Annotated in this window: 11 protein-coding genes and 1 pseudogene; 7 read left to right on the top strand and 5 right to left on the bottom strand. The window is 36.0% G+C overall.

Translation table 11 applies throughout. The features are described 5' to 3' along the window. Window positions 1-11 precede the first annotated feature (11 nt). The 6 genes from BC781_RS11205 (at window position 12) to BC781_RS11180 (ending at window position 12,277) form a co-directional block, all read left to right on the top strand. The gene (locus BC781_RS11205) at window positions 12-2,738 is read left to right on the top strand and encodes a TonB-dependent receptor (protein WP_109617598.1); all 2,727 of its coding nucleotides are present in this window, start codon (window positions 12-14) and stop codon (window positions 2,736-2,738) included. Window positions 2,739-2,786: 48 nt separating this feature from the next. Beyond that, window positions 2,787-4,865: a DUF5689 domain-containing protein gene (locus BC781_RS11200; protein ID WP_109617596.1), complete on the top strand. Its 2,079-nt coding sequence runs from the start codon at window positions 2,787-2,789 to the stop codon at window positions 4,863-4,865. An 88-nt stretch (window positions 4,866-4,953) separates the two neighbouring features. Continuing rightward, a complete protein-coding gene (locus tag BC781_RS25640; protein ID WP_211323740.1) occupies window positions 4,954-7,125 on the top strand; it encodes an endonuclease in 2,172 nt (723 codons plus the stop codon). Window positions 7,126-7,315: 190 nt separating this feature from the next. Further along, window positions 7,316-9,730 carry a TonB-dependent receptor gene (locus BC781_RS11190; protein WP_109617595.1) on the top strand — a complete coding sequence of 805 codons (2,415 nt, stop codon included), beginning with the start codon at window positions 7,316-7,318 and terminating at the stop codon, window positions 9,728-9,730. A 16-nt stretch (window positions 9,731-9,746) separates the two neighbouring features. Beyond that, window positions 9,747-10,991, top strand: coding sequence for a DUF4374 domain-containing protein (locus BC781_RS11185; protein WP_109617593.1), 1,245 nt, complete (start codon window positions 9,747-9,749; stop codon window positions 10,989-10,991). Between the two features lie 119 nt (window positions 10,992-11,110). Further along, the gene (locus tag BC781_RS11180) at window positions 11,111-12,277 is read left to right on the top strand and encodes a PepSY-associated TM helix domain-containing protein (protein WP_109617591.1); all 1,167 of its coding nucleotides are present in this window, start codon (window positions 11,111-11,113) and stop codon (window positions 12,275-12,277) included. Between the two features lie 577 nt (window positions 12,278-12,854). Here BC781_RS11180 and BC781_RS11170 read toward each other — a convergent pair. The 3 genes from BC781_RS11170 to BC781_RS11160 all read right to left on the bottom strand — a co-directional run bounded on the left by BC781_RS11170 (window position 12,855) and on the right by BC781_RS11160 (window position 17,822). Continuing rightward, complete coding sequence (locus BC781_RS11170) at window positions 12,855-14,039, bottom strand: PepSY-associated TM helix domain-containing protein (protein WP_109617586.1); 1,185 nt, start codon at window positions 14,037-14,039, stop codon at window positions 12,855-12,857. Window positions 14,040-14,152: 113 nt separating this feature from the next. Next, on the bottom strand, window positions 14,153-15,472 hold the full coding sequence (locus BC781_RS11165; RefSeq protein ID WP_109617584.1) for a hypothetical protein: 1,320 nt from the start codon (window positions 15,470-15,472) through the stop codon (window positions 14,153-14,155). Between the two features lie 22 nt (window positions 15,473-15,494). Next, window positions 15,495-17,822: a TonB-dependent receptor gene (locus BC781_RS11160; protein WP_109617582.1), complete on the bottom strand. Its 2,328-nt coding sequence runs from the start codon at window positions 17,820-17,822 to the stop codon at window positions 15,495-15,497. 242 nt (window positions 17,823-18,064) lie between these two features. Here BC781_RS11160 and BC781_RS11155 point away from each other — a divergent pair, with 242 nt between their 5' ends. Continuing rightward, window positions 18,065-18,580: a hypothetical protein gene (locus BC781_RS11155; RefSeq protein ID WP_109617579.1), complete on the top strand. Its 516-nt coding sequence runs from the start codon at window positions 18,065-18,067 to the stop codon at window positions 18,578-18,580. A gap of 84 nt (window positions 18,581-18,664) precedes the next feature. Here the strand turns inward: BC781_RS11155 and BC781_RS11150 are convergent. Further along, window positions 18,665-19,246, bottom strand: a pseudogene (locus tag BC781_RS11150) (glycosyltransferase family 32 protein); the annotation flags it as partial. Window positions 19,247-19,513: 267 nt separating this feature from the next. Next, the gene (locus BC781_RS11145) at window positions 19,514-19,981 is read right to left on the bottom strand and encodes a hypothetical protein (RefSeq protein ID WP_109617575.1); all 468 of its coding nucleotides are present in this window, start codon (window positions 19,979-19,981) and stop codon (window positions 19,514-19,516) included. Between the last annotated feature and the right edge of the window lie 79 nt (window positions 19,982-20,060).

The raw sequence follows: 20,060 nt of genomic DNA, 5'->3' as shown, positions 1-20,060 counted from the left end.
AAGCTTTTTTTATGAATCGGTTTATTACTGCACTAATGCTATTTTTTGGCATTTGTAGTATTGCGTCTGCACAAATCGAAGGGGAAATTGTCAGTGGGAAAATTGTATTTGCAGATACACAAAAACCAGCTGTCAAGGTCAGTATCCTTGTGGACGGATATACATTTGAGACAGATTTGAATGGACAATTTCAAATTCCATCGAGCCAAGTTTCTGAGCAATCAATAGTTTCGGTTGCGGTTGATCACTATCAAACAGTGAAACAGGTGTTGAAGAATGGAATGATAATCAAACTGAAACCTATTCACGAAGATGCTGGTACAATTGTTCTTTCTCTAACAGAATTGGATGCTGAAGATGGAGATAGCCAGTCAACACCGGGTCTTTTGTTTTCAACAGGAGATGCTTATAGCAGTTTGGCCGGATACGCTTGGGGACCGTATTGGTTTAGACAAAGAGGTTATCAATCCACTTATACAAATGTATATTTTGATGGCGTAAACATGGCTCACCCAGAAAAAGGTTATGCTTCATGGTCTACATTTGGAGGATTGAATGATATCAGCAGAAATAAGGAAAGTGTGTTCAATATGGCTCCAGTAGATTTCACGTTCGGAAATATTGGAGGTTCTACAAATATCATCACAAAGCCTTCTTTACAACGTGCAGGCTTGAGAGCCAGTTACTCGATCAGTAATTCTAGCTATAACAATCGTTTTATGTTGACATATTCTTCGGGGATGTCAGATAACGGTTGGGCGTTTACAGCTTCTGCTTCAAGAAGATGGGCGCAAGAAGGTTATGTAGATGGAACTTCATACGATGCCTATGCTGCCTATTTTGGTCTTGAAAAACAATTCTCGAAAAACCATAGCATGTACCTTACCGCTTTTGTTGCGCCATATGAGCGTGGTCAGCAAAACCCAATGGTACAAGAAGTATATGACCTAAAAGGTAACAACCTTTACAACACTTATTGGGGCTATCAGAATGGAGAGAAAAGAAATAGCCGAATGAAAAGCAGTATGCTTCCTCAGATTATCTTAAATGATGAATTGACGATTCAAGATAATTTGAAATTGAAAACAGCTGTTGGCTATAGCTTCGGAAAAGAATCGAATACAGCCCTTAATTGGTACGATGCAAACGACCCTCGTCCTGATTACTACCGAAATCTACCATCTTACCAGTACGACCAAGGAAATACGGCAGCAGGAGATATGCTGACAGAACTATGGCAGTCTTCTTCATTCGGTCTTTTGGATTGGGATGAATTATACCGAGTAAACTACGGAAGTGAAGAAACAAATCCTGATGGTGATGGCACAATCACTGGTTTGAGATCAAGATACTTCATAGAAAAACGTCAGAATGATATTCAAAACTTTGAATTCAATCCTACTCTAATTTGGGATTTTGGCAAAAACTGGCAATTGACAACAGGCGTTCAATACGAATTCTATCTAGGAAATAACTACAATACAGTAGATGATTTGTTAGGTGCTGATTATTATGTAGACATTGATAACTTCGCAGACCGTGATTTTGTAGACCCATCAAAAGCAGAAAATGATTTGTTGGCAGACACAAATATCAAGACTGAAGGAGATCGTATTGGACATGATTACGATGCTGTTATCAACAAACTGAATTATTGGGCAAACATCTCAAGAAGTTTCAATAAAGGTTCTTACTACTTGGGCGGAAGTTTGACAACGACATCGATGTACCGTTACGGAAACCGTCAGAAAGGTCTTTTCCCTGAAAATTCATACGGAAAGTCTGATGTACTGAACTTCTTTGATTATGGAGTCAAGTTTGGTGGAGAATATTTCTTAAACGGTAGAAATGTACTGACAGCAAATGCAACATATTATACTCAAGCACCATGGCTTAGAGATGCATTTGTTTCTATAAGAACGAGAAATCAAACGCTAGATAACTTAGTCTCATCAAATGTCATTTCAGCAGATGCTAATTACTATTACAGAGGTGAAGACTTTAAACTGAGATTATCTGGTTTCTATACGCAGATCAATGATATGACCAAGGTGGTCAGTTACTTCGACGACTCCCATAATGCTTTTGTAAACTATGCCCTAACAGGTATGGGACAAGAACACAAAGGAATAGAGCTTGGTATAGAGTACCAAATCACTGAAGAGCTGAAAGTAATAGGAGCGGGTACACTAGCAAGTTATACATACATCAGTAATCCACTTGCAACTACTACTGTAGATAACAGTGCAGAGCAACTTTCAGATGAGACAGTCTATTTCAGTGGAATGCATGTAGGAGGAACACCTGAGACAGCCTTCTCATTAGGGTTGGAGTACTGGTCAAAAAGATATTGGAACATCGGATTTTCAGCCAACTACCTAGCTGACAGATACGTGACGCTTAACCCTGCTCGATACACAGAAAGAGCAATCAATAGTATTCCTTCAATAGATTCACCAGAAGTACAAGCACAAAAAAGAGCAGCTATTCTACATCAAGAACGATTAGATGGAGCCTTTACACTTGATGTGTTTGCTGGTAAAAGTTGGAAAGTAGGTGACTACTTCATCAGACTAAACCTGAATGTCAACAATGCATTGAATAACGAAAACATTGTAACCACAGGTTTCCAGCAGTATCGTTTCGACTTCCAAGAAGGGAATCCTGAAAAGTTTGCAAACAGATATTTCTATGCTCAAGGTATTCGTGTGTTCACGAACCTTAGTCTAAGCTTCTAGCATAACATTCGCACATACATTTAAACAAAATTTGACTTATCTAACAAGATGAAAAAGCAAGTATTTTTTCTGAAAGGCTTGGCAATCACATTGCTTTTAGCGCTTACATTTTCAGCGTGTAATCATGATGACAATCCTCTGATTGACGATGATATTGATAATCCAGAAACTCCTGAAGTAGAAGTTTCTCACAGTATCATTGAGCTAAAAGAAATTTACACAGAAGCAGGTAATCCTGATTTGTTTGAAATCACAGATGAAGTAATTATTGAGGGAACAGTAGTTTCTTCAGACGAGTCTGGAAACCACTACAGAGAAATCTATATCCAAGATAATACAGGTGGTATTCAAGTTCGTTTGAACAAGAATAACCTTTATGGTGATTATCCATTAGGTCAAAAAATCTATATCAATGCGAAAGGCATGTATATGGGTAACTACGGAACACAAATCCAACTTGGAGGAGTGTTTGAAGGAAGCTTCGGTAGATTGGAAGAGGATTCAATTGCGAACCACATCACAAAAGGTGAAAGCCTTCAAATGCCAGAGGCTATCGAGATTGAGTTGGGTGAAAACTTTGACGATGAGGCTTACAATGCTACTTGGGTAAAAGTAACGAATGTAATGTTTACAGAGTCTGAACTTGGACAGACTTATGCGGGTGACGAGAACACAAACCGTACGCTAATCACAGAATCAGGTGAAACAATCATTGTACGTACGTCAAGCTATGCTGCATTCAAAGGGGAGACACTAGCAGAAGGAAGTGGTTCGGTAAGTGGTATTCTTACACAGTTCAATGGAACGCTTCAAATCATCTTGAATGACTTGGAAGGTGTGGAATTGACAGGCGAAAGATTCAATGACCCTAACAGTTTGCTACCAGCAGAAGGTGAAGGTACACTTGCAAGTGCATACAATATTGCAGCAGCAAAAGAAAATCAAGATACACAAGACAAGTGGGTGAAAGGATACATTGTCGGATTCTTCAACAACAATACTTTACATGCAACAACAGAAGGTGCATTGAATTCTAATATAGCCATTGCAGATGTAGCAGGTGAAACTAATGAATTGAAAGTAATTCCAGTTCAATTGCCTGGCGGATTTGTAAGAGAGAATCTTAACATTGCGGATAATCCAGATATGTTAGGTCAAATGGTGTGGTTGAAAGGTGACTTGGAAGCATACTATGGTGTAGATGGTTTGAAAAGTGTAAGTGCATTCTCATTGGACGGAGAAACTGAAGAGGAAGAAGAAGTTGAAACTTTCCAAGGTGAGTTAGTGGCTATTGCAGGAACAGACTTAACAAATACAACAATTGATTTCCGTACTTACAATGTGATCGCTTCTCAAGAGTTTTGGGCAGCAGAATCTCAAAAAGCGACAATCAATGCTTACCAAAAAGGAGCTACTGAGGCTTGGATGATTTCTACAAGCCAAGTTGATTTCTCTTCATTGACTGACCCAGTATTGGCAGTAACAGAGTCAATGAACTACCTTACTTCAACTGACGATGTACAAGTTCTAGGTTCTACGGATTATACAGGTACTGGAGATCCTTCTTCAGCAACTTGGACAGCATTGGCTACAAAAGCTGATCGTGTAACTTCAGGTCAAACAAAAACAGAATTTGTAGCAGAAGGTCAGATGTATGTGGCATTTGTTTATAAGTCTTCAGAAAGTGAAGCAATGAGCTGGGAAGTGATCACTGTAGAAGCTACTGAAGCAGATACTGACAATGGTGGAGAAGAGCCAACTGATCCAGAAAAAGGTGATCTTGGTGATCCATATACAGTAGAAGAAGTGATTGCTGACAATACTGGTTCTGGTTATGTTGTGGGTTACATTGTAGGTTATTATACAAGTGGGTCAAACATGAATACAGATGGTACGCAAGAAAGTGTAACGAATATTGCGATTGCAACAAATGCGAACGAAGCAGACATTTCTAAGTGTATTCCAGTCCAGTTACCAAAAGGTGCAGTAAGAGATGCATTAGGTGATCATCCTCAAAGCTTTGGCTCTCAAGTATGGATTTACGGAAACTTTGAAGCATACTTCGGTATTCCTGGTCATAAAGGAGCTTCTAAGTATTCATTAGACGGAGAAACTGAATTACCATAATTCATATAAAAATTAAAGCCCACGGTTTCTAAATCGTGGGCTTTCAAATCGCAAAGCTTCAATTATAACTATCAAACCAAAGCTGTCCATGTTTTTAAGTAAATTAAAAAGTCAACTGATCATCTGGCTTCTCAGTTTACCTCTTTTTATTGCTTGTGTAGATCAAGACTTTGATAATCCAAACTTCGAAGAACCTTCTGATTTTCCTGATGGTACTGCCACAATCACCATCGCAGAATTGAAAGCACTTCATGAAGGTAAATCAGATTCAGATACCGTAAGCATTCCTGACAATGCCGTCATTGTTGGTCAAGTGATTTCATCTGATCAAGCAGGAAACATTTATAAAGAGCTTTACATCCAAGATGAAACTGGAGGAATATTAATGCGTGTAGACGCAAATTCATTATACAATAGCTACAAACTAGGACAAGAAATTGCTGTAAACTGTGGGCAACTTGTCGTAGGCTCGTATGGTGGAAATAAACAACTTGGTATTCCTTCAATTTACAATAATGCACCTGCGGCAGGGCGTATTCCGCTTCCAATGATGAAAGAAATGATTCAGTTGGGAGCAGTGAAAGAGCTTCAAATTAAAACAGCAACAGTTTCTGAACTTCAGTCTAACTTAAGCGATTACTTAGGACACTTGGTTCATATTACAAACATTGAAGTAGCAAGTAGCGATAAAGGAAAAACATTTGCTGATGCTGAAAACCAAACTACGCAAAACCGTTACTTTAACGATGGTACTTCAGCTAGCGATGTGGTATTAAGAACAAGTGGATATTCTGATTTTGCAGGAGAAAAAATCCCTAGTGGAGCGTTAGATATGATCGTGATTGTATCATCTTTTAATGGTACGCCACAATTGTACATCAATAGCCTAGATGATATTACTGGAGGTTCTGTAACAGACCCAGACCCTGAGGATGGTAATGTTGTGTTTTCTGAAAACTTCGATACTTGGACAGATGGAGAGGTTAACCAAGAAGGTTGGTTAAACATCAATACAAAAGGAAATACGAAGTGGGTAAAAGAAAGTAAAGCGGGACATTACGTAGCTTTCAGCCCATATAATTCTGGAGATGCTGAATCTGAAGGTTGGTTGATTCTTCCTCAAGTGAATGGAAACAATTTATACCTACAATTCAACATGGCAGTTGGCTTTATGGTAGATGGTCATACTGATGTTATGCGTCTGATGATCTCTAAAGATTTCAACGGTCAAGACTTGGAAGCGGCAAATTGGGTAGATATTACAGACCAAGTAAATCTTCCTACAAATATTGGTGATGCTAATGGTGATTTTTGGCAATGGGAAACTTCTCTAATTGACCTATCTCAGTATGCTGGCAATGCAAATATCGCTTTTGTTTATAAAGGAAGCGATGTACAAAGTACCAAACTTGAAATTGACAATATTGTCATTACAAATGGTAAACCAGATGATGGAACACCAGTTGACCCAGGTTCTTATTACGGATCAGCAGAAGGAAAAACAGGCTATGCTTTAAAAACAGCATTACACCAAATCATCTCATCAAATACTACGGTACTTTCTTACGGAGACCTTTGGGATGCATTCTATGAGTCTGATGCAAGAGAAGATGATTCAAACAAAGTTTGGGATATGTATTCGTACAGTTTAGAAGGCGAGTTTACTTACGAATATGAATTTGGCACAAACCAATGTGGTAATACTCCAGGCTATGAAAACGGATGTTACAACCGTGAGCACAGTTTCCCTACAAGTTGGTTTGGAGGGAAAAACTACCCAATGTACACAGACTTAGTACATATTGTTCCGACAGACAGTTACGTAAATTCAAGAAGAAGTAATTATCCGTACGGAGAGGTAAGTTCAGCTTCTTGGGTGTCTGAAAATGGTGGTCAATTGGGCTCAAACAATACGAATGGTTATAGCTCGACTGTATTTGAACCGATTGATGAGTATAAAGGAGATTTTGCTCGTATCTATTTCTATATGGCTACTCGTTACCAAGATCAAATTGCGAACTGGGATAAAAACTCAAGTCAAGCAGATGCTGTATTGAATGGAACTTCTGATCAAGTATTTGAAGATTGGCAACTAGACTTGCTTTTGAAGTGGCATTACAATGACCCTGTAAGTGATAAAGAAATCAAAAGAAACGAGGCTATCTATAAATGGCAAAACAATAGAAACCCATTTGTAGATCATCCTGAGTGGGTGGAAGAGATTTGGCCAACGGAACAAGCAAGCCGATTAGCTAGCTAGACTTTCATTTTACTATACATAAAAAGCGACCTTCAAGATAGATGTTGAAGGTCGCTTTTTTTAGTTGTATATTAAATTAATTCACATTCAATTTTATTAACTCTTTAATATCAAAACTATTGTTAATATTTGGAATCAATCTAAATAAAGGTATATATTTGTCCTGTATTTAAAATTAATCTAAATAAAGGTGTACAGACAGGCTTCACTATATTTCTTTTTTGTTACAATTGTAACTTTATTCTGCACGATCTTTTCTGTTCAGGTATCATTCGCACAGAATGGTAGTTTTACAGTAAAAGGAAAAGTTGTAAGAAAGGATACAAAAGAAGCTATACCCTATGCAACGGTAATTATTGATTCAGCTTCAAAAGGTGTAACCACTGACTTTGAAGGAAAATATATCATTAAAAATCTTTCAAAGAATACGATTGCACTCACAGCTTCTTGTATAGGTTTTGAAGATGTTACCCTCTCTGTTAGCTCCAATTCAAATAAGGAGGTTATCTTTGAATTGGAAGAAGCAGCAGTAAGCCTTGAAGAAGTGGTTGTAGAAGGAGCTTCAGAAGCCTCAAAAATTAAATCACAAGGTTATTCTGCTCAAGTAGTAGAGATGGGACAACTAGAAACTCAGTCGGTACAGATGAATGATTTATTAGATCATTCTTCAGGAATCAGAGTGAGACAGTCTGGAGGGTTAGGTTCTACTGCTAACTACAATATCAATGGACTAGGGGGAAACTCAATTCGCTTTTTCCTTGATGGAATACCGATGGAATACTTCGGGAGAGCTTATTCGATTAGTAATATTCCTGTAAATCTGATAGATAGAGTAGAGGTTTACAAAGGTGTTGTACCTGCTTATTTGGGCAGTGATGCACTCGGAGGAGCAATCAATGTAGTCACTAAAGAAAATGTAGATACAGCTTTAGATTTTTCCTATTCTGTAGGAAGTTTCAATACTCATGAAGCAGTATTGAATGGAATGTGGAGAGATGCTAAAAGTGGATTTAGTGTAAAAGGCTCGATGTTTTATAATTACTCCGATAACAACTACAAAGTTTGGGGTGATAACATTGCGGTTTCAGACCCAGATGGAACAGTTCACAGAGGGATGAAAGTCGAAAGATTTAATGATGCCTTTTATTCTTATGCTCCAAAAATTGATTTGGGTTTTACTCAGAAATGGTGGGCAGATCAATTTTATGTAGGAATGCTATACACGGATATGTATAAAGAAATCCAGCATGGGGCAACAATGGATGTTCCTTACGGAGAAAGACATTACACACAATCCAACTTTACGCCAAGTGCTTCTTACAAGAAAAAAGACTTTATTCTGAAAGGTTTAGACGCGACTGCTTTTGCATCTTATACCATGATGCAGCGTCATACTGTAGATACTACAACTAACAGATACAATTGGTACGGTGAGGTACGAAGAACAGACCAAACTCCTGGAGAAAGAGGAGCTGCCACACTTCAATTGGATGAAATAAATACCTTGGTTAGCAGAGCAAATTTGAATTATAATATAAGTGAAAATACACAGTTTGGAGTCAATTATGTTTATACCGATTCTCGTCAGTATACCAATGATCCATTGGCAGAAACTAGCCGACAAGATCTGATTGGTGAACAAAGAATTTCAAAACAAAATCTAGGCTTCAACTTACAGAATGAGGCTTTCGAAGGACGTTGGAAAACTTCTATCTTCGCAAAGCATTTTAGCTATCGAGTAGATGTAGAGGATGCCGAGAAGATCAAAGGACAGTGGGAGCCTTATGTGTTTTCAAAAACAGACCAAGCTTGGGGTTACGGTGCCGCAACTTCTTTTGCCCTTACCAATTATTTTATGCTAACCTCTTCAGTAGAACAGGCTGTTCGAATGCCAGAGGTAAATGAAGTATTCGGTAATGTAGCAGACAATTTAGAAGCTTCTTACAACTTGAAACCTGAGCAAAGTTTTAATATCAATGCAGGTTTTAATTTAGGTCCATTTTACATGGGAGAGCATAAGCTTTCGTGGAATAATAACTTCTTTTACAGAGACACGAAAGATCAAATTCTTTTGGCTTTAAGTGGTAAAGGAACTACCGAAGAAGCGATGGTTTATGAAAATGTGGGTAAGGCAATCAGTAAAGGTTGGGATACAGAAGTTTCGTATAGCTTTATGAATCGACTATTTCTAGATTTCACGCTTTCGTATCTGGATGCTAGAAACAAGATGGAGTACGATGCAAATGGCTATAAAAACATCTATTACAACAACCGTCTGAGAAATGTTCCTTACTTCCAAATGAGTAACAGAGTGAGATATGAAATCCCAAATTTCTTGAAACAAGATGATGGTTTTTCTATCAACTGGAGCTATAACTATGTGCATGAATTCTTCTTAGACTGGGAAGCTCTAGGAAATAATAACAAGGCTGTAATTCCTACTCAAACCGTTCATAATCTAGGAGTGGGGTACAAGTTTCCAAATCGAAAAATTGCATTGAATGTAGATGTCCGAAATATCATGAATACCCAAGTATTTGATAACTATGGTGTACAAAGACCAGGAAGAGGCGTTTACTTCAAATTAAACTATAACATATTATAAACAACTTCAGAATATCATGAAAACGAATTTTAAACTACTAGGCTTATCAGCTATGATCTCAGTAATGGGGTTAATGAGTTGTGAAGACAAAAACGATACAGATTCAGAAAATCCAAGCACAGAAAATCCAAATACAGAATTATTTACAGTAGCAGCAGAAGTTTCTGGAGAGCCAAAGTCTTATTATATGGCCACAGCCGAAGATTTGACAACAGGAGAGCTTACTTTCCAAGGAAATGGTACTGAAATTGGAGGTGGAGTTTCTGCTCGTGTAGTAGGTGAAAATGGCTATATATATGTGTTGAATTATGGTACGGGTTTTATCACCCAGTTTATAGTTCAAGATAATGGTGAGCATAAGCAAATTAGTGAGATAGATGTGAGTGGACATGTAGGAACTCACCCAAGAATCAGATTGGTAGATGATTTATTATTATTGTATTATCCTGAGTTAGATGCCAATGACGGAAAGTATAAACTTAGTGTAGTTTCTGTTTCTATTCCTGATCTTAAGATTGTTGCTAGTGTTGAAAATATCACGATCCCAACTACTCCTCAATCAGCAGCAGAGAATGCTTACATTTATAGAGTAGATTCGCCAACGATTTTGGATGGTAAAATCTATTTTGGAGCAGCTCGTAGAATTGATGATGTAGATGATGAGTTAAGAGCTTCTGGTTTGGAAACTGTTGTTTTGAATTACCCAGAAATGGATGAAATCAGTGTGATTCATCATGAAGGATACGCTGGACATACTTATGGTTATAGAGCGCCTTCTATGTACAAAGTAGACGGATATGTTTACCAATTGAATGGAACCACTCGTTTTGGATTTAATACAGATAAAACACCAGCTTCTCAAACGGTTATCACGCGTATGAAAGATGGAAAGTATGATGAAGAATATGTGTTTAACTTGAATGCTGAGTTAAGTGATGATATTAGTGCCGTAGGTTGGTTTGCTGTAGGAAACGGAATTGGTTATGTTCCTGTGATGCACGGAGAAAATAACGAAGATTGGAGTGTTGCTCGAATTGATTTGAAATCAAATACAGCAGTAGAGCTAAACGTACCGCATTCAAATCTATTTAGCTACCAAAATGGAGTAACAGATAATGGCTATTTCTATATGGCAATTTCTCCGGGTACAGCAGACTCTTGGGTTTATGAGTTTGACATCAATTCAACAAGTCCTGATGCCTTTTCTCAAGGTTTAGAGCTTGATGGAGGAAATGTTTTTATTCAAGGTATTTATAGATAATCGCTATATTTAACAAAATAAAGATTTACTAGCTTCTTTTTAAGACTGAAAATCAGCAAAAACTCAGTCTTAAAAAGAAGCTTCTGCATTTCACAAGTAAAAACACATAAAGATTAACCATGAAAAAATATACATTCAAACAACTGTGTGCAGACTTACACCTGTGGTTAGGAATAGCTACAAGTCTTGTATTGGTTGTGGTCTGTTTTTCGGGTACTATCTATACCTACGAGGCAGAGATTAAAGCATTCTTCGATCGTAAAGTAGCCACTGTTCAATCAACAGAAGCACCAGTTAAAACCATTGACAAACTTCTTGGAAATTACACCAATAACGAAACTGTATTTTCAGTAAAAATCCCTGCTGATAATGAAATGGCTTACTTGTTCAATATTGCAACAAAAGAAGAAATAGAAGAAGCAAAAAATAGCAAAGAAAGACGACGTAGAGTAGGAGGAATGTATTATGTTGATCAGCATTCTGGAGAAACTTTAGGTAGTCCTAACCCTAAAGTAGCTAAAAGCATGACTACGCTCATGATGCTTCACCGTCACCTTCTTTTAGGCTGGGATATCGGAAGACCTATTGTAGGTTGGTCTACTATTATTTTCATTCTGATCTCTTTAACGGGTTTTGTACTTTGGTTGCCTAAGAAGTGGAAGCAGATCAAACAAGGACTTACTTTTAAAAAGAATGCAGGTTGGAAGCGTATCAACTATGATCTTCATAATGTTTTAGGTTTCTATAGTTTGATTCTTATTCTGATTATGGCCATTACTGGACCTTTCTGGTCTTTCGATTGGTATAGAACTGGAGTCGTAAAAACACTTACAGGTAAGGAGAAAATGTCACGAGGCGGAAAGCCAAAAGTAAAGCCTCAAGAAAGTAAGGCAGTTATGACCATTGCTTACGAAGAGATCTTAGAAAAGGCTAATCAAGAATTGGATTATGAAGGAGATGTTCAATTATCTTTTCCTTCTAAAAAAGCACCTTACGTAAGTGTTCGAAAAACCAATAGAGCATCATTCTTCAGTGTACCTTTCACTGATCAATTATATTACGATACACAAGGAGAATTACTAAAAGCAGATCTTTTTAAGAATAAAGATTTTGGGGCAAAAGTTATGAGCTTATTCAAGGCGATACACTTAGGTTATGTTTTTAGTGGTTTCTCAAAGTTATTGTACTTTATTTCTTGTCTTATTGCCACAAGTTTGCCAATTACAGGTATTATTATTTGGGTGAATAAGTTGAAGAAAAAGAAAAAAAGAAAGCAATTAGCATAAAGAGATGAAGGGAGCTTTTCAGATAGAAAGGCTCCCTTTTTATTTTTAATGAGATTAGGTACTAGGACAAATGTTTTCGAGATAAAATTTTACTGTTCTTAGAGTTGCTCTAAGAACTCATAAATGGATACAGAGGCGGACGCAGTTCTCCAGACTCGACATTTTAGTAGATTTTCGAGTCTGAAGACTCTAATTTTCATTTCTTAATTCTAAGATCACTTCGTTATCTCTTCGAATAGAATACTCGAAATCATTTGTCCTAGTACTTATCAAAAGATATTGATAGGAAAGAGTTTCAAGAAAATAAATATGGGAAAGAATACCGTAAAGAAGGCTAACGATATAGATATATAACGTTGCAAAAGATGTGCTTTTTTACGTGAAAGCCTCATGATAATCCATGGAATTATGGATACTAATGATATGCTAAAATTTATTGAGACAAAAACCCCAACAATAACAACCGCAAAAAACATTGGCTGTAAAATAACGCCAGAGAGTAGTCCATACAAAAATCCCATACTTGCGGCTATTAGCATAAAAATGAGCCCATACTTTAGTCCTAATTTATACTGATTCATGCTTCTACTACTTTTTGAGGTGAGACTTTTGATTTAGATTGTTTGACTTTTTTATTCTTCCCTTTTCGCCATCTCGGAAGCCAAATAATAAAACCCGTAATGAATAGTGTCGCGCAGATAAGTGATGCAATCAAGGCTAAGATTCGGGTAGGCAAACCTCCGAAAGTACCATAATGAATAGGCGTTACCCAGTTTAGGTACATTTTCCCTAACATAAGTTCTTTCTTTTCACTACTGTAAACGACTTCTCCAGAATATTGATCTAGCCAAAAGATTGATCTGTTTCCTACTTCTGAAGCACTAGGACTCCAGACATTCATACTATAAGTTCCTATTGAATCATGAGGTGTGTTAAAGCCTAATAGTACTGAATTGTCTAATTGAGATTCTGCAATCTCTTGTAATTGATTGACTGATAATGGTTTCGCTCCTTCATAATAATTTGATTTTTGATCAAGAATTGAAGCGATAGATTGAGGTGATTGAAAACTCAATAAAAACAGGAATAAGAATACAAATTGGGAGAATGTTATGACGACACCTGTAATAGAAATTAGTGTAATCATTGGTGAGAAATAGAAGCCTAGGGTGTTATGCAAATCGAAATTTACTCTTTTGGAACTAGCTCCCCATTTAATACCTAGTCTAGCTTTTACATTTTTCCACTTTTTCGGAATCCATAAACGAAGTCCCGTTATCATTAGGATAGTACAAATCAGAGAACTTATACCAACTAAATATTTTCCAACTTCGGGGATGAGCAATGTACGATGAAGATTACGAATAAAGCCCATCACTGTTTTATGGTATTCTCTTTCTGCAGTTACCTCAGCTGTATAAGGGTTTATGATATATTGTAAATGGATATCCTTTCCTTCTGGGTGTCCATAAGCGATGTATGCATCATTTCTAGTTTCCCAAGCAAAAAGCCCATGTAAATCGTGTGTAGGGTATTCCTTTTTCAGTTTATCCATCACTTGCTGAAATGAGAGCTTCGCATCTCCTTTTTGGTGAGGAAAATGAAATTGTTCTTGGTAGAACCATACATCTAGTTCTTCTTCAAAAACTAACAATGAGCCTGTAAGACTGACAATGATTAAGACAAAACCAGCAGTTATTCCAGCCCAAGTGTGCCATTTCCCATACCAGTCTTTTTGATGTTTTGCAGCGCCTTTCAACATAGTGTTTTATGTATTGAGAGTAGTAGCTAATTAAATAAAATGGATAAACTGCTGAACTATTGAATGGTAAAATAATCAATAGAACAGCAGTTGAGGTATGAATTCTTTATGGTTTAGAATCCATGTTTCAAGTCGATGAATTGATATGCAAAGCCGCCTTCTACAACATTGAATTGTTGTTTGTTAGACATTGTATTCAAATCAAGCTCATAGAAAGCATTTTCACCTGTACTAGGGCTAGTTACTTGATGGTATAATTTATCATCATAAAGGTATAACATAGGGTAAGAGAAACCTGCAGTGTACGGTGTTCCTGCTACCTCTGTTACTTGTTTTGTAGTTAAGTCAACTTCCATCAGTTTAGAAGTTTCGCTATACAATACCAATTGTATTAGTTTTCCATATTCTTCTGATGTGATAGTACCAAGCCCAAGTTTTGTGAGTAGGTCAATCATTTCTGTATCAGTATAATCTGCTTTTGCAGTACCTATACCATATGCTTTATTATTTCCTGCATAGATCAAAGTGGTGAACATTTGGAAAAAGTTGTTTGCATAGCCTACTGCATCAATTGGGTTGAAAGCATAGTCTGTGTCAAATTCTGAGTTTGTATTGATTTTCAAAATTTGAGGTCTTGAACCCGCAGGAGCATTTGCACCTACCATACCATCTAAACCATATTGACCTTGAGCCACTAAATACGTATTTCCTTCTTCGTCAATGACTTCATGAGTATTTCCTCTGAAAACAGCATATTCTGCATTCGGATGGTCAATTGTTTTCTCATGTATTAATGTTGTTGCATCAATTACTTCTACTCTTACTTCTTCTGCATCGTAGAACTGTCCAGTTGCAGCAATGTCGGCATAGTTAACCGCATATATTTTTCCAACTTTTTCATTGTAAAGCAAAGATGTATATCCATTTGAGTCAAAGCCTTCTCTATCTTCTGCTGCAGACATATCGATTTCGCCAGTTACTTGCATAGTAGTTGGGTTGAAAATCAAGATTTCTTTATCAGAAGAGTTTGAAAGTAAACCTGTAGTTTCATTGATAATAGCAACACCATTGGCATACTCGGGCAATGCAATTTCACCAATACGTTCAACTTCATTTGAGTTCTTATCGATGACATATTTTACAAACTTATTTGTTTCTAAGTCTGTATCAGGGCCAAACATAACTCCGTTTATTGCTTTTTGAATTCTGAATCTACCAAAAGATGCAAAATCAGTAGCTTTAATATTACCCGTAGGCATTTCTTCAACATATCCTGCAAAGTAATTGTCCGTTGAAATTGATCCAACTACATAACCTTCTGTTTTGTAATCAACCTCAGGAGTCATGTTGCCACCATTGTCTTCTGTTTCTTCACATGAAGTGATTGCTAACCCAAGAGCTGCTGCAAAAAGGATATTTTTATAAAGTCTCATTTTTAAAATATTGGTTTTATGCTTAGTAATTATTCAAGTTGTATGCAATTCTGAAATTGAAGTTTCTGCCAGGTCTCGGGACACTATACAAGTCATATAATTCACCGTCTAGCAGATTGTAAATATTAGCTGTATAATTAAACCTATTGTAGGTATAGCTTATGCCAATATCTACTCGATGTTGGGTCGGTACCCAGTTGTCATCGTTTCTAATTTTTCCTTCTCTTAGGTAGTTGAAAGTATCTACAAATTTGTAGTTGATAAAAAGCCTAAGTTTATCTTCTTTATTAATAAGCCCCTCTTCTCTAAACTCAAGGTTTTGATTGGTAAAGAATGTCGGTCTATTTTGGAAAGGTTGTCCTACTTCCCAATTATTTGAAATATTACCGTCATTGATCTCTGAAATCAGAATTTGCATCTTGGTAAGATTTGCAGAATATCTGAACTTCTTCAAAAAGTTGATGGTCAGTTCTGTTTCAGTACCTTTAACTTCAACTCCTCTCTGATTTTCATAGTTGCTAATGTCTCGATCAGGGATAAGGTATATCAGATCCTTTTGGTCTCTGATAAAAGCACTTAGGTCAAATGCGAAACTAAAGGCGTCTGAAATAACTTTTTTGTAGTTGATACCCAAATTAAGGTTATCACTTTTTTCTGGTTCCAAGTTTCCATTAGGTACTACGTTTAATCCATTACCAAATACTTCGTATAGGTTTGGGATGCGAACTCCTTTTTCGTAAGAAGATCTAACAAAAAATTGATCAGTTATCTGATATTTTAAGGTTCCGTAGTACCCATAGTAATCATTTTCTTCCAGTACTTTTTTTTCTAAAAGATCTATACCTTCTAGTTTATAGTAGTAGTGTTTTCCCGCTAACTGTAACTTTAATCGTTCATTGAATAGCTTTCGGGTATATTCAATACCACTGATATTTTTGAGTAAAGATTGGGTGTCTTGAAGTGGGTCTTCCTCTATGGGCTTCATCTCATCTCTGCCATGAATACTTTGATCGGCATATAACAACGAAATTGAGAAAAGATCATGATCAGAAAGTTGGTATTGGAGGCTAAAGCGGTCTACTATACTATTTGTAAATCTTCTGGACAATATCGGTTCATCAATGATTTCTCCAGCTTTTCTCTCAGGGTCAATATCGACAACCTTCCCTTCCCAACTATAGACATAAACAGAGGTATCATGTGTGAATAGTTTTTCGTGGGCATATACGAAGTCATTATTCAGTTTTAACTTATCTGTGAGCTTTTTTTGATATAATATATTGAAGTTATAGTTGTCAGACTCGTAGAAAGCTTCACCATAAGGTGTATTGCCAAGAATAACTCCATTTTGAGCTTCTTTGTAAACATCTGAGTAGTTGAGCTGTAGTTTAAATAAATCAGCCCAAGACTTTGACTTTACCACTAAGGAAAGATCAGTGTAAAATAGCTGATAAGCATCGTGAAATCGTTCAATTTCCTTTTCTTCTTCTGTATAGGTGTTTGGATCATACACATCGGCTGTCATTTTATAATTATTAGCTGAATAATTATAGGCTACCGTGGTATTAAAAATAAGGCCATTATTGCTTACATAATTATTTGTAGCACTAAACTGATGTGTATTGAATGAACCAATAGAATAAGATGTATTGAAGAAGTTAAAATCTTTATAGTCAGAAACTAAGTTTACAGCTCCAGCCATAGCATCACTACCAACTTCTACAGGGACGACGCCTTTATAGACATCAATACGTTTAAGGTTTACTAAAGGAATGTTGGTTAGAGATAATGAAGGATACAGAAACTCAAATGGCATTCCATCTTTATAAGTACGGACAGCATAACCTGTTAATCCATTCAATGAAATTTGAGCTCGATCACCCATCGAGCCAGAACTTTGAACTCTTACTCCAGTCATTCGATCAATAGCATGGCTAATGTCTTTTACTTGCCCTACTACTTTACCAATCTGAATACTTTCGATTTTGATTGATTCTTCTTTCTTTAGTTGTGCTTCAGATTTACCGACTACTGTTACTGTAGAAAGTTCATCTATACTTGCTTGTAAATCTATGTTTATGTTCAGTTGTGGTTTATTCAAAAGTATAACTTGAGTGTACTCTTGAGCACCCACAAAAGATGCTAGAAGTCGATACTCTCCATAAGGTATATTTTTCAATTTGAAAGAGCCATCATTGCTTACAACAGTTTGGAAGTTGGTGTTTTCTAATTTTACATAACCTCCAATAGCAGCTTCTTTTTCAAACGAAATAGAACCTTTAATATTTCCTGTTTGAGCAAAAGTAAGTACTGGCAGTAGAGTAAAAAGTAATAATTTAAGCTGTTTCACTATATTTATTTAAACTTATTATAAATAACACCACAAATGTAAATGATTAATATTAACATTTACAAATTATTTAGAATAATTTTAAATAAAGTATAATTGATTGTATTAGAGCTAGTTTGTAAAGAGTTGTATCATAGTGTTGTTGAATTATAAATAAAATTAAATAAGTTTAAGTTAAATCTACATTTAAAATAGCTATACTATATTCATGGCTAGATGTTAGCCATTAAACTTTCCTAACAATGAAACTATTTAAACTATCTCTTTATCTATTACTTTTTTCATTTGCCTGTAATGAGAAAATTAATTTGGATCAACAAGCCTACGAAGAGTTTTTAGTAAACGAAGGCTATACTCAAATACGCTTTACGAGTTATGAAAAAATTGTTGAAAAGTATGGGAGCTTTGAAAGCTTCAAAGAGTTTTATAACGAGCGACAAGATTTTTCTAAACGTAATAGATCGTTTAGTGAATTATTAAGAAAAAACGCAACTCAAAATGAACTGATTGCTTCAGACTCCTTGATGTATGAGATGAGAATCAAACCTTTTGGCAGTTATAATATCTTTAAAGCGAACTATGATTTACGAGAAAAAAATCATCAGAAGTATATGATGTTTTGGGAAAATTTTGAAAATGACAATACTGTACTTCTAAAAGAGCTATCACCAAAAATATATGACTTGATAATAGAAGAATGGGGAAGTATGCAATCATATAGAGCACATCTTGAAGAAAATAGAAAATCAAGGAGATGAAATCAATATAAAAAAATGAAGGGAGCTTTTCTATCTGAAAAGCTCCCTTTTTTATGGCTATATCTTTGATGATTATATGAACTATTAAGCTAATTCAAACTCTTCTTCAGCTTTTAAAACAGGTGTGGATTCGGCTAATGTTCTCCAATGATTTTTTCTTCTGAAACCATATAATACCGTTTTACTCATTGGGTAGCTAAACATTACTTTCTTTTCGTAGTCTGTACCAAGCTGTTTATAACTGGTAGAAGGTGCTGACCTAAGTGCTTCTTGAATACCTTTTGTGTACGCTGTAGGTCCTGTCATGAGGTGCACGTCAAAAGGATATTTATTATGCTTTAAGTTTTCAATGATATGCGCTAATGCTTTTTCAAGAAATGGATGCCCAGCTTCGTAAAACAACGCATACTGAACATAGCATCTTTGATTACCTTCTAATGCGATAACAGCACTATCATTTGGCGAGATAAACGAATCTAACTTGGCAGGAATTAGGCTATCAATATCAAGGTACACTCCCCCTTTTTTGAACAGAATAGCATATCTGAAAAAGTCAGCTTTTGCAGTTCCAATATTAATTCTTTTAAAAAGTTGATATACTTCTGGGCTGAATTCATTCTTTATAAATTGATCTACTCTTTCATCATCAAAGAATTGATAATCATATTCAGGATTTTTTTCTTAAGCCTATGAATATGCCATTTTGTAAGGAGTGGAAGCTTGGAATGTTTGTAAGTTTGATAAATAACTTTAGGTATTGCCATCTGAGTACATCTTAGTCAAATCGCAATTTAAGTAAAATGATTAATAAATATTTGAATATGTAACTGAGGTATGAAAAAAGGAAGAGTAGAATTCGTGGAGACTTTAAACGTTAATTAACGCATTCACAAATGCTACCCTGTATGTTTAATATTTTGAAAGTCAGTTTTATTATTTATCGAGTTGTGTTTGGTCGAGCATACCGTCAATTTTTTTATATATACCTTTTAAGCTTCCTCCTCCTGAGCAATAGAAGTTCAATAGCTCTGTATCTTCATTCTTATTTGTAGAAATACTCATTTCAGTATCTGAAAATTGAAATAGAATAGCTTTTCCTTCTATCGGGGTTTGGAAGGTATTTTGATTTACCTTTTCAGCAATAGCATCTAGTGTACAAGTAGGTTTTTTCTTATCGGCCCTTGAACGGATTTTAATCTCAAGTTTATTATTCGTTGTTTCAGATACGGATACGGCAATCCAATCATAGCCCTTATCACGATTTTTATAGCCCTCCGAAACGTAATGACCAACTACATTTAATCGCTCGTTGGGATTTCTATTTTCCTTCGCTTGATTTTGGCAACCTATTATGGTAAGGATACTAACTCCCAGAAATATAGCTTTCAATTTATTCATCATTTATGATCAGTTTTATGCTTACTAACAAGTAAACATCAATGATCTTAAAATTATTTTCAATGAAGATTTTTATATGATT

Origin of the sequence: Sediminitomix flava, assembly GCF_003149185.1 — a bacterium.
GTDB lineage: Bacteria > Bacteroidota > Bacteroidia > Cytophagales > Flammeovirgaceae > Sediminitomix > Sediminitomix flava.
Note: the sequence above shows the minus strand (reverse complement) of the source record. Positions and strands in the feature narration are given on the sequence as shown.

Bases quoted from the DNA above. Each gene is read 5' to 3' on its own strand.
- BC781_RS11145 (WP_109617575.1), bottom strand. From the start codon at position 19,981: ATGATGAATAAATTGAAAGCTATATTTCTGGGAGTTAGTATCCTTACC.
- BC781_RS11200 (WP_109617596.1), top strand. From the start codon at position 2,787: ATGAAAAAGCAAGTATTTTTTCTGAAAGGCTTGGCAATCACATTGCTT.
- BC781_RS11165 (WP_109617584.1), bottom strand. From the start codon at position 15,472: ATGAGACTTTATAAAAATATCCTTTTTGCAGCAGCTCTTGGGTTAGCA.
- BC781_RS11170 (WP_109617586.1), bottom strand. From the start codon at position 14,039: ATGTTGAAAGGCGCTGCAAAACATCAAAAAGACTGGTATGGGAAATGG.
- BC781_RS11180 (WP_109617591.1), top strand. From the start codon at position 11,111: ATGAAAAAATATACATTCAAACAACTGTGTGCAGACTTACACCTGTGG.
- BC781_RS11185 (WP_109617593.1), top strand. From the start codon at position 9,747: ATGAAAACGAATTTTAAACTACTAGGCTTATCAGCTATGATCTCAGTA.
- BC781_RS11205 (WP_109617598.1), top strand. From the start codon at position 12: ATGAATCGGTTTATTACTGCACTAATGCTATTTTTTGGCATTTGTAGT.
- BC781_RS11155 (WP_109617579.1), top strand. From the start codon at position 18,065: ATGAAACTATTTAAACTATCTCTTTATCTATTACTTTTTTCATTTGCC.
- BC781_RS25640 (WP_211323740.1), top strand. From the start codon at position 4,954: ATGTTTTTAAGTAAATTAAAAAGTCAACTGATCATCTGGCTTCTCAGT.